Raw genomic sequence first — 9150 nt, 5'->3', positions numbered from 1 at the left:
GCCGTCTGAAGGATTGGCGCCGCGTCGCAACTCGCTACGACCGCTGCCCAACCGTCTTCTTCTCTGCCGTCGCCCTCGCGGCCACCGTCATCTTCTGGCTATGACCAATGAGTCCTGACCCTAGCCGATGGTGAATTCCTGCCCCGTCCTCATGCGGGCCACGACCGCTCGCACATTGGTTTTGTGCTTGCTGGCCAAGGTCTTGAACAAGCTCCACCGCTGGAGAAACTCAAGCCTGTTCAGCTTGAAGCTCACATCCTTGGCGAGAGCATAGTAGTTCGCAAAACCCCGCAATTCGGCGTTGTAAGCTAGGACGATCTCAACGTCGCTGCAGCTGAGCAGCAGGCTACGATGACGCGGCTTCAACACCGACAGATCACCATAACCTTTTGCAGAAGCGAACGCGTGGACCTTCTCCCAAGGGACATGCAGCTGCATCACTTCCGACGGCGGCCTACGAAGGAAGCTGACGGAACCTTGTCGGCTCCGGACAACCCGTTGGCGTGTCGTATATGTGCGGACCTCATATCCAAGGAAGGCGGCTCCATCGCTCGCCTTGCGGATACCGCTTTTCTCCTCGGACACCGTGAGCGCCAGCGCCTCGGTCAGGAATGCCCTGACTTCGGCGAACACGCTTCGTGCATCCTCCTTGCTACCGATAACCCCAATCATGAAGTCGTCCGCGTAGCGACAGTAACGAAGTCGGCGATAACCGGGGTCCATCGCGTCTCTCGACGGGATGGACCGCTTTTGCGGCAGTAAGGTTTGGATTTTGGCCAAGGAGGCCGCAACCTTCACCTCGTCGACATTGTCTTTGGCCCGCAGCATGGTGACGCGCTTCCGTTGTTTCTGGATGCGCCCAGCCAGTCGCCCATATTCCGGGTTCGTGGCACGGACCTTCCCCCTCTCGAAAGCCGCGATCCGTTCCGCCATGAACATATCGAGTTCATGGAGGTAGATGTTGGCCAAGATTGGCGAGACGATACCGCCCTGCGGAGTGCCGCTGTAGGTCCGGGTGTGAACCCGGTCTTCCATAACACCCGCCTTAAGCATGCTGCCGATCAAGCCGAGGAATTTCTCGTCATCGATCCTTTTCCGCAACAGCCGCAGGAGGATGTCGTGGTCGATGTTCTCGAAGAACCCCGCGACATCCACATCTACGAGCCATTTCACCCCCGTCCATACGGCTTTGACGTGTTCAAGCGCCGTATGACACGACCGGCCCGGCCGGAATCCATGGGAGGCGTTCGAGAACACCGGTTCATAGATCCGTTCGAGCAGTTGCCGCGCCACTTCCTGAACGAGGCGGTCGTCGCGCGTGGGAATGCCCAGCGGACGCCGTTTGCCCTTGCCTTTCGGGATAAACACCCGACGCACTGGTTTGGGATCATAGGTCCCTGCCGTCACGCTGGCGATAATCGGGTCGAGGTCTTCCGGTCCGAAGTCCGCGAAGGTCTCGCCGTCAATACCCGGCGTCATCGCACCCTTGTTGGATCCGATCTTCTGGAGCCCCTCCTCCCAAAGGAGGCGAGACCCCATCAGACGATAGAGTCCATTCACCCTTTTGCCCGACGCAACGAGCGCCGGAATGGCCTCCAACCGGCCTTTCACAGTTTCTGGCAGCATCAGCACACCCCATGATCGGTGGTTGAAGAATCACAGCTGCCGCCCTTCCCCCGGTCTTCCCCGCTTTCGGCCCGATCGCTCGAGACCTTATACAGTTGCACCGCCGCCTCCGAAGAGGTCGATGTCCCGGGCATTACCCCGGGCATTTGAGTAATATGGCGGCTCCGTACCCATGCAGGCCGGCAGAAGCCGCCTGTTTAGGGCATCCCGTAGTTACGCTGAATGGAGATGCGGCGCGGTTAGGTGTCCCGTTCGTCCACTAAACCCCTCGACGAGAGGCGCACCGGATGGGCTGAGAAACAGGCGGCCAAGACATGAGACCGCTGTCATCATCCGGACCTGGCGTGACAGTCGCTTTCGCCAGTATCGCTATATAGATTGCTGCAGACTGGGATTTAAGCAGTGTAGCCTTCACCATACGCACCTTGCCCTGACCGTCATCGCCTCCATTTGCGACTAAGACGCATCTGGCCTTTTCCGAACATGCTATTGTTCCCCGTCCCTTTCGAGATTTCAGACCTTGTGAGGCCCGAGGTTAGTCCGGCGAGCAGAGGCATTCTCAACTTACCTCATCATCACTGATACTCCATTTCAGCGCCGCAACGGCGCACTATCCTTGTAGCCGAAATGCTCGCCGGACTTGCTTTTGGGATTCCACATCACCTTGCAGACGATCGCGAAAACCTCCTTGCCGACGCCGTCGATCATCACCTGAGCCGCAGCATAATAGGTGCGATTCTGGGGGCAGGATGAGGCGAGCACCTTCAGTCCCTTGATCGTCCCGTCCGCCTCGCGGCTATAGGTGAATTGCGCGTCCAGATAATCCTTGGCGGTCTTGTGTCCGCCCATGTGGAAACGGGACATGGTGAGCCAGCCCATCGGTATCTCCTGTGATGTCGGGGAAAATTCGGATTAGCGGCGGTCAGGCCGCCTCGAGGATCTGCCTGACCCCCTCGGCCGATGACGCCGTGTCGTCGCTGTCGCCAAACGCCAGAAGGTAGTTGAAGGCCTGCTCAGCTTTCGAGGCGGCGTGAATGATTGCGGTCTTGTCCGCGCGCAAAATGCCGAGCCAGTGGGCGACGTAGCTCGCATGATTGTCGTGCAGTTCGTTCGGCAGATCCAAATGCGCGCAAATCAGGCCGCTTCCGATCTCAGCCACAAGCTCCTCGAAACTATAAGCTTTGTCGCCGAACCGCTTGCCGAAGGTCCGGGCAAGGCGCGAGCTGCCGCCTGACCAATGAACGGTCTCGTGTGCCCTCACCGAGGCGTAATGATCCATCGTTGTGAATGACCGCCGGTGCGGCATCTGGATGAAATCAAATGTCGGGTGGAAGAAGGCGCGATCGCCGCCATGTCGAACATCTGCCGGCACATGATCGAAGAACTCGTCGATGGCAGCTTGCCGCGCAGATGGATCGATCGGCGCAGGGGTCGCGTCGTCCGGATAGAAATAGGCGGGCAGCCCATCGATCTGATCGGCGTTGAACACGAGATAATGGCGAAGGAAACGAATGCTGCGTTCGCTCTCGGCACCGGTCACCCGGTCCGACTCGGTCTTTTTGAAGCTCGAATAATAGACCGAGAGCGAGCCGTGCTCCCCCCGGCGAACATGGCCGCCGAGCGCTTCGGCCTGGCGATACGTCATCCAGTAGCGCGAGCGATAGCCGTTCGCGTCTGCGATCGCCCAAAGATAGACCGTGTTGATCCCGGTATAGGGCGTGCCGCAGTGTCGGAGCGGACGGCCACCGGCGCCGGCAACCCGCCAGGGCCGAGTCCAGGGCGGGACGCCTTCTTCCAGCTTTCTGATGATGAGGTTGGTGATTTCGGCCGCGACGTCGCGGCTCGGACGGGCTTTCGCAGGCATGGCTGATGCTCCAGCGGGATGACGATGGGGTTCGGGAGAGGCAAGCGTGCGGGAGGGGACGATCGCGCAAGTGGCGCCGACCGCCCCCCTGTCCTGCTGGGTCAGGCTTCGACCGGCTCGATCACCGTATCGTCCGCGACCGAAGCGCCTTCCGCCATGTGATCATCCGACAACGCAGAGCGATCCGGCTCGCCACCGAGACGATCGGTCGGGCACGGGGCCGCAGCACCAAAGCGCATCGCGTCCGGCACCCATGCGAGCACAGCGTCCTTCGTCTCGGGCTCGACAATGGCCGCCCCGGCGAAGAGTTTTTCACAGCTCTCCGAGATCTCCGCCTTCTTCAGGGTGGCGTGCCGAGCCGTCAGCGCGCCGCCGCCGACGTCATGAAGCAGGCTCAAAATGCTGCCCTTGTTGACCCGATCGAAGAAGTTTTCCGCGGTCGGACGCCACCAGCTCGCAACGTCGATCTCGAGGATCGAGGCCAATCGATTGTGGATCGCGACCTGGCCGCTGGCCCCGCGCGGCTTGGCCTCGATCGACATGGCAACGATATAGGCCAGCCACTGCGCCTTGCTGTCGTCATCGAGCGCGCGAAACCCTTCGAACCGATCGATTTCGTGATCGTGGTCGCACCATCCGGCATCAAGGCCATCATGCGCTTCGGCCAGGTAGGACCGGGCGCGTGAGCCGGGCAAATCCGCCGTGACGGGATCCTGCGGGGCATCAGCGCAGATGGTGGTGCCATATTGAACGATCTCGTCGGCAGAACCGCCGCCGGCGAAAACCCGGGCGTCGATCATGACGAACAGCGCGTAATCGAGCGCGAGCGCCGGCTGAGCGAGCAGACAGGATGCGAGAATATCGCGGCGTTGTATGGCAAGCTCGTCGTAGAGCCGATTGCTGAGCGGCTTGCCGCCAGGTGCCACAGCTTCGGGTCGGCGAGCTGGCTCGGGCGAATCCTTCACGCCGACGCGAAACCTGCCCGCCCCGCCCTCGTCGGGTTCGCCGGGATTTCCGCCGCCCGCATCATCGATCGCGTCGGGTTCTTCGACGATGAGCTCCTGCTCGCTATAAAATTGGGTGTCGAGACGCATCTCGCCCTGCGGCGTCAGAAGCAGAAACGCGCCGACATGCGGCCGCAGCTCATCTGGCAGCAAGGGCGCGCGATGCTCGATCGCCTCGGCCTCGGCGATCAGTCGGTCATCCTCCTGGTCCAGGGCCTTGTAGGCATCGGGCGAGATGGATTCGTCCTGCATTTCGGCCTCGAGCTCGGCGCGGCGCGCCTCGATCTCGCCAAGGCGGGCGGATTGCTCCTCGGTGAGCGCGGGCGGCTGCACGATGGCACGGTAGAGGCCGTGGGCGGCGTTGTGGGCGTAGTTGCTGGCGATCGGCCTGATCCAGGCAAGGCCCGTCTCCTCACCGATGCGTCTCGCTTCGGCCTCCATGATGTCGCCGGCGAGACGGTGCGCGATCTCGGGATTGTTCCAGCGGTCGTTGCCGTCGGTGAAGAGGTCGCCATCGACCTTGCCGCCTGCCGCGCGATACCGCTCCTCGCCGACCAGAATCGCGATCGGATCGCTGGCCTTGAGCGTCTCATTGGCGATGACGCGGCGGATGGTGTCGGCCGTTACGTGGCCATTCTGGTAGCTGTTCCAGACCAGAAGCTGCTTGTCGTGGCTTTCGGTCGACGCATAGGCTTTGGCGATGTCGAGCGTGATCTCGCTTTTGCTCAAGGCGTCGAAGATCGGCGCTGCCAGCGAGGCGAGGCGCAGGCGCCCCTCGACGAAGCGACGTGTCACGCCGAAACGCTTTGCGACAGCATCGAGATCGCCGGTCGAGCCGATGAAGTGCTGAAAGGCGCGGCATTCCTCGGCGGGGGTCATCTTGAGCTGATGGAAGTTGGTCGCCGTGGACGTTTCGGACAATTCGGCATCGTCGCCGGTAAGGATCATGACGGGGACATCGAAATCGGCTTCCGAGATCGTACCGCGCTCGGCGAGCAGGCGAAGCGCGCGCCAACGGCGTCCGCCATCGAAGACCTCGAAGGTGCCGCGCGGCTTGTTGGCGGGCGTGACGAGCAGATTCTGAAGGACGCCCTTGGCCTCGATACTGGCGGCCATGGGTTCAATCTGAAGCTGTTCGTCCGGTGCGGTACGGACGTTGATCGGCGAGAGCCGCAGCTTGGCGAGTTTGATGGTCTGGATCACCGGGGTCACTCCTCTTGGCGTCCGGCAATTCCCGGACACCACCCCGTTCCCCCTTCCCTCTTTCCCAAGAGCGGCCTCGGTCGTTTGACCAAGGGCGACCCGCGCTCACCCAGGATCGGCGAGAATGCGCCCAAGGATGTCGGCGGCGATGCTCACCGGAAGGAACACCCGTGTCCGGTACTGAATGATCTCGGTGAAGCAGCCCAAGGATTTCAGCCAGGCGAGCTGATCCGACGGCGCCCCGACTATCTCGATGCGATGATTTCGGTTCACCATCGCGCGGCGGATCGTCATGGGGAATGGGCGGGCAACATCAACGCTTCGACCGGAATGGGCCGATTTGATGATGTCCGAGGGCGGCAGGTTCTCGGCGCGATCGATGCCGAGCTTGGTGAAAAGCTGGACAACGTGCTCGTCGAAAACGAGGCGGCCGAGCCAGCTATTTCCCGCTTTGTCAGCGATGCGGTTGACCACCAGATGATCGCTGGGCAGCGCCGACCAGATCGGCAGAAGCAAGCCGGTCGCGAGGCGGATCGTCTCGGTGTCGACCTTGTTCGCCGCTTCATCGGCTTCGGCCTGCCATTTCGCGCAGAAGGCGTCCCGATCGACTATTTTCCAGGCGCTCTCGAAGAGCTCATGCTCGCGGATATATTCCCGCCGGGTCGGCCTCGTCAGCTCGAAGCGCGGGATCGGCGTTCCGTCCTTCTCCTCCATGAGCGCTCGGGCGCGGGTCTGCAGCGCGACCATCCCCGACTTGGCGTTGAGCAGAAATACGGCGGTGCTATCGCTGTCGGCGATACGCAGCACGCGCTCCAAGGTGACAGGGGTCCGCCGCCGCGCGATCTCGATGGTCAGCAAGTGCGACGTCGCCCCGCTGACCGGGTCGGTCCGGAGCAGTGTGTCGTCGATCAAGGTGGCGGAATCGACGAGGATCGTCTCGACACCGACATCGAGCCGGCCAGCCTCCCTCGCCGCCGATACCCGTGTCTCGACCAGGGACAGAAACTCATCGAAGATGCTGTTCTGCAGGCCGATGGGAAGCGCGAGGATGCGATTTAGCCATCGCTGGATGGGCGGCAGTTCCTCTTTCAGGACGCCGTCCTTGTCGCAGAGCTCGAGACCGGTCCGATCCTCGAATTCCGAATGCGAGATGCTCTTGAGCTTGCCATCGACCAGCAAGTGGAACCACGTCACCAGCGCAGCGCAAGCATATTCGCTCTCCAGATTATCAGCCGGGTCGAAGAGATTCTGACCGCCGGTCTGGCGCTGACCCCGTGTGAGTGCGCCGAGGCTGTCGAGCCGCCTCGCAATCGTGCTGGTGAAGCGGAGTTCGCCTTTGCAGTCGGTCGTGACGGGCCGGAACAGTGGCGTGCTCGCCTGATGGGTCCGATGGGTTCGGCCAAGGCCCTGAATGGCGCGGTCCGCGCGCCAGCCCGGCTCGAGCAACAGATGGACGCGTTGCTCCTGGTTCGGCACGTCCATTGATGCGTGATAGGATCGCCCCGTCCCGTCGGCGTCCGAGAAAATGAGGACGCGCTTCAGCCCCTGCATGAAGGCCGCGGCCTCGGCCTGACTGGTACGGGTCGAACGGGTTTCCAGCTTCTGCCGGCCGTCGCCCGTCGAGATTAGGCGTTTTGTCCGCCCAGTGACTTCCGCGACACGATCATGCCCGAAATGCTCCAGGATGCCGTCGAGCGCCGACATGATCGGCGGCAATGCGCAAAGATGCTCGATCATCAGCGCGCGGGCAGCTTCGGCTTCGGGATTGTAGACGGGATTACCCGTCTCGTCCGTCATCGGCTCGGAGCGCTGCGTGCCTGTGTCGTCGGTGAAGACGCGCATTTGGCGAGTAGGGAAAGCGCGCTCGAGATAATCGATGACATATTCTTTGCAGTCGCAGTTTATGTCGAGCGTGGCGGCGAGAGACGCAGGTTTCCTTCGGTTTTCCATGATTTCACTCCAGATAATTACGGTTCCCTCGACCTGAACAAGTCGAAGGAACCAACATGCGATCAAGATCATTATTGTCGTTTCGAGCGGCCCGGCTCCGGGTCGAAGACCCGCCCAGTCACGACGCTCTACTCACCGCATTCCTCTCCTCTCTGTCGCTCGACGAGAGGTCAGGCAGTGCGATTCTGTTTGGCGCTGCGGCCCGTCATTTCCTGCATTGGATGGAACTGCATGGGATCGCGATCCGCACGATCGACGATCGGACCGTTCGGCGGTTCGAGAAGCATCGGTGCCGTTGCCACCGGTATTCGGCGCAGCAGCCAGTCTATAAGGCGGACATTGCAGCGCGAGTCAGGCGCTTCGTCCGCTTCCTGGAGGATCAAGGCTACGTCGGTGTCGACGACGGGATCGACGATCTGCCACGGCACCTCGCCGACTATTTCGATGGGATCGATCGCTTGCAACTCGCGCAAGGACCGGCCCAGTCCTATCGATCCGAGGCCGAGCATTTCGCGGCCTGGCTTCGCATTGCGCGACGACAATGGGCCGATATCGATGACACGATCATCGACCAGTACGGCGCGCATGATTGTCGATGTCCGGTCTGGCGCAAGCGAGGCAAGCTTGTTGCCTCGGGCGCGAAGCGGCGGCGGCGAGGCGCTCGGCACTTCGTCGAGTTCTTGCGCGACCGCGGTGTCATCCCTTCAGTCGAACTGGTGTCGGATGACGACCCGCACATGGCGGCATATCTGGCATGGCTCAAGCAACACCGCGGCGCGACCGATGAGACGATCCGGCGCTACCGGGCCGATATCAGGCGGCTCGCGCCTATGCTCGGCGAGCCTTCACAATGGGATGCAGCCGTCCTCAGACGGGCGTTTCAACAACGAAGCAAGGAGACGCCGGGTTCGGCATCACTGCTCGTCACGATAATACGGAGCTATATTCGGTTCCTGGTCGTGCAGGGTATTTGCCGTCCAGCTTTGTTGCACGCGATCCCATCAGTGCAACGCTACCGTCTTTCGACGCTGCCCCGGCACGTTAACCCGGCAACGATCGAGCAGATCATCGGCGCATGTCCGACTGATCGCCCGGTGGAAGTTCGGGACAAGGCCATCATTCTCCTGCTCGCCCGGCTTGGCCTGCGTGCCGGTGATATTCGGGATATGCACCTCGACGATATCGACTGGCGCTCGGGCCACCTGACGGTCAAGGGCAAGACGCGTCGGCCTGATCGCCTGCCATTGCCTCAGGACGTCGGTGACGCGATCCTGGACTACATTGCCACGGCGCGTCCCAAGACCGCCGATCCGCATCTGTTCGTGCGCGCGCAAGCCCCGTTCCGTTCGTTCCGCTCATCGGCGGAGATCGCCGGCATCGTTGCACGCACGCATGAGCGCGGCGGGATCGAAGGCGTGCCGACCGGATCGCACATTTTCCGGCATTCGCTTGCCACCAACTTGCTGCGCGCGGGCGCAGGGCTGGAGTCCGTTGGAACGATCC

The 9150-nt window shown here is 61.9% G+C and carries 5 protein-coding genes and 2 pseudogenes; 2 read left to right on the top strand and 5 right to left on the bottom strand.

Features of this window, described 5'->3' with window-relative positions; translation table 11 throughout:
• Nucleotides 1–104: pseudogene (locus ABLE43_RS22745) on the top strand (IS5 family transposase); the annotation flags it as partial.
• Between the two features lie 16 nt (nucleotides 105–120).
• Here the strand turns inward: ABLE43_RS22745 and ABLE43_RS22740 are convergent.
• The 5 genes and pseudogenes from ABLE43_RS22740 to ABLE43_RS22720 form a co-directional block, all read right to left on the bottom strand.
• Nucleotides 121–1626, bottom strand: a complete 1506-nt coding sequence (locus tag ABLE43_RS22740) for a reverse transcriptase domain-containing protein (RefSeq protein WP_348980237.1) — start codon at nucleotides 1624–1626, stop codon at nucleotides 121–123.
• Between the two features lie 612 nt (nucleotides 1627–2238).
• Nucleotides 2239–2505: pseudogene (locus ABLE43_RS22735) on the bottom strand (DUF6927 domain-containing protein); the annotation flags it as partial.
• Nucleotides 2506–2548: 43 nt separating this feature from the next.
• The gene (locus ABLE43_RS22730; RefSeq protein ID WP_030090556.1) at nucleotides 2549–3490 is read right to left on the bottom strand and encodes an ArdC family protein; all 942 of its coding nucleotides are present in this window, start codon (nucleotides 3488–3490) and stop codon (nucleotides 2549–2551) included.
• A 101-nt stretch (nucleotides 3491–3591) separates the two neighbouring features.
• Nucleotides 3592–5697, bottom strand: coding sequence for a ParB/RepB/Spo0J family partition protein (locus ABLE43_RS22725; protein ID WP_348980236.1), 2106 nt, complete (start codon nucleotides 5695–5697; stop codon nucleotides 3592–3594).
• Nucleotides 5698–5802: 105 nt separating this feature from the next.
• Entirely contained in the window at nucleotides 5803–7719 is a 1917-nt protein-coding gene (locus ABLE43_RS22720; protein WP_348980235.1) for a strawberry notch C-terminal domain-containing protein, read from the bottom strand.
• Between ABLE43_RS22720 and ABLE43_RS22715 the strand changes: the two genes are divergently transcribed.
• Nucleotides 7704–9150, top strand: a 1447-nt coding sequence (locus ABLE43_RS22715) for a tyrosine-type recombinase/integrase (RefSeq protein ID WP_348980234.1), incomplete at its 3' end; no start/stop codon positions are given. The two genes, ABLE43_RS22720 and ABLE43_RS22715, sit on opposite strands and share 16 nt — an antisense overlap.

Origin of the sequence: Sphingomonas silueang (assembly GCF_040049155.1) — a bacterium.
Taxonomy (GTDB): Bacteria; Pseudomonadota; Alphaproteobacteria; order Sphingomonadales; family Sphingomonadaceae; genus Sphingomonas; species Sphingomonas silueang.
This window is presented reverse-complemented; position numbering and strand designations above follow the sequence as displayed.

Bases quoted from the DNA above. Each gene is read 5' to 3' on its own strand.
- ABLE43_RS22740 (WP_348980237.1), bottom strand. From the start codon at position 1,626: ATGCTGCCAGAAACTGTGAAAGGCCGGTTGGAGGCCATTCCGGCGCTC.
- ABLE43_RS22730 (WP_030090556.1), bottom strand. From the start codon at position 3,490: ATGCCTGCGAAAGCCCGTCCGAGCCGCGACGTCGCGGCCGAAATCACC.
- ABLE43_RS22720 (WP_348980235.1), bottom strand. From the start codon at position 7,719: ATGATCTTGATCGCATGTTGGTTCCTTCGACTTGTTCAGGTCGAGGGA.